General features: G+C 74.0%; 1 protein-coding gene. It reads right to left on the reverse strand.

The features are described from left to right. A partial coding sequence (locus AB0C29_RS49610) for a hypothetical protein (protein ID WP_360835512.1) occupies positions 1–782 on the reverse strand: 782 nt, incomplete at its 3' end. Between the last annotated feature and the right edge of the window lie 373 nt (positions 783–1,155).

The following is a 1,155-nucleotide window of genomic DNA, read 5'->3' on the forward strand; positions in this document are numbered from 1 at the left end:
GCGATCAGCGGATTGGCGCTCAGCGCGGCGGCGAGCCAGCCGAGGCGCTGGTTCCCGGCGCCCGGCCCGGCGCTCAGCGGCAGGGTGATCGCCGGCGCGTCCGGATGCAGCGGCGCCGCCGCGAGCGTCAGGTACGCCGCCATCATCACCCCGGTGCTCCACACGGTGCCCGAGCCGGAGGTCAGCGTGCCGGTGGCCGTGGCGGCCAGCGTCAGAACCCCGGTGACCAGCAGATATCCCAGGGTTCCGCGGCCCGGCTTGGCCATCATGCCGATCCGCAGCACGCAGCCGATGACGCCGCACAGCACCAGCAGATCGGCCAGCAGCAGCACCTCACCGAAGGGCTGGGCCGCCGCAGGCAGGCGCGGCTGAATGACCCACTCCCAGACCGGCCCGCCGGCGCACAGCCCGAACAGGGTGGCGTCGATGATGCCGCCCGGATCCGCGCTGGCCCGCCGGCGTACGGCCGCGGCCACGCCGACCAGGAAGAACAGGTGGGCGGTGGACTGGGTCAGGTCGAGTGCCGAACCCTGGGCCCGGCCCAGGTGCGGCTCGTTGACCCAGCCGGGGAAGAGCAGCTGACCGGCGAAGAGCAGGACCAGGCCGACGACGGCGAGCAGCCAGGGCCGGCGGTCCGGCAGGTGCCCGCTGGCCAGCGCCGCCAGGAGGGTGAGGATCGGCAGCACCGAGACGAGGGTGTAGACCACCGGGCGTCCGTCCGGCCCGGCCAGGGCGTACGCCACGCCGGCGCCCAGCACGGCGGCCGCGGTCGCGGCGTGCACGGGCCAAGCCGGTGCTGTGGCTCGCGGCCAGCGCATCGGCAGGTCCCCCTTCTCGACGTGTCGCCACCCTGATCGGTCTCGCGCATGCGGATCTGAGCAGAACATGTGCGCGGGGGTCAGCGATACCCTTCGCGGGCCGATCCGGACGAAGAACCCAGTCAGGCCCACCTTCGGCCGAATCGGCGTCGGTTTCGCGTCGCTTGCTGTCGCCGTCCGGCGGGATGCGCGAGGCTGCCGGTATGGCTGATCCTCTGCTGGACCGCGACGCGGCGTCCGGGGCGCTCGCCCAGGTGTCCGCGGCCGCCGGGCCCTACCTCGACTCCCTGGCCGAACGACCGGTGCACGACCCCGCCGCCGCGAAACTGCTCGCCGG

It is taken from the genome of Actinoplanes sp. NPDC048791 (assembly GCF_040650095.1).
Taxonomy (GTDB): Bacteria; Actinomycetota; Actinomycetes; order Mycobacteriales; family Micromonosporaceae; genus Actinoplanes.